The 534-nt window shown below is 60.5% G+C and carries 1 rRNA gene; it reads left to right on the top strand.

The features are described from left to right. Positions 1-128: ribosomal RNA gene (locus NDI56_RS21680) — 16S ribosomal RNA — on the top strand; the annotation flags it as partial. Between the last annotated feature and the right edge of the window lie 406 nt (positions 129-534).

Below are 534 nucleotides of genomic sequence, written 5' to 3'. Positions count from 1 at the left end.
ACCGCCCGTCAAAGCACCCGAGTGGGGTCCGGATGAGGCCGTCATGCGACGGTCGAATCTGGGCTCCGCAAGGGGGCTTAAGTCGTAACAAGGTAGCCGTAGAGGAATCTGCGGCTGGATCACCTCCACTGACCGGGATTGGGGCTTTGCCCCAACCCACCTACACTGGTAGCTAGTTGCTACCGACTGGCACTTGTCGGCTAACGCTGACTACTGCATGGGCCCGCTGGGCTCACAAGACCTCTCCGAGTCGGACCCCCTCACGGGGGCGTCGGGTGCAACTCCCGACGGGTCCGTACTTCGTAGCACGTCCGAACCGTGCCCCTTAAGTGTGGGACGGCGCTCGGATGTGATACGACGACAGATGCACCATCCCGGGTCAAACCGCGGTTGGGAAGGGTCGATTCGCCCACCATCTACCACCTTGGGGGCGAGTATGAAACCGTGTGTACGTGCGATCCAGGCGTCCACTGGACTCGTTCAGTTTAACGAGTCACAATTGACGTTGGCTACTATGCCAGCTGGTGGATTGCT

This window comes from Halomicroarcula saliterrae (genome assembly GCF_031624395.1).
Classification (GTDB): domain Archaea; phylum Halobacteriota; class Halobacteria; order Halobacteriales; family Haloarculaceae; genus Haloarcula; species Haloarcula saliterrae.
Note: the sequence above shows the minus strand (reverse complement) of the source record. Positions and strands in the feature narration are given on the sequence as shown.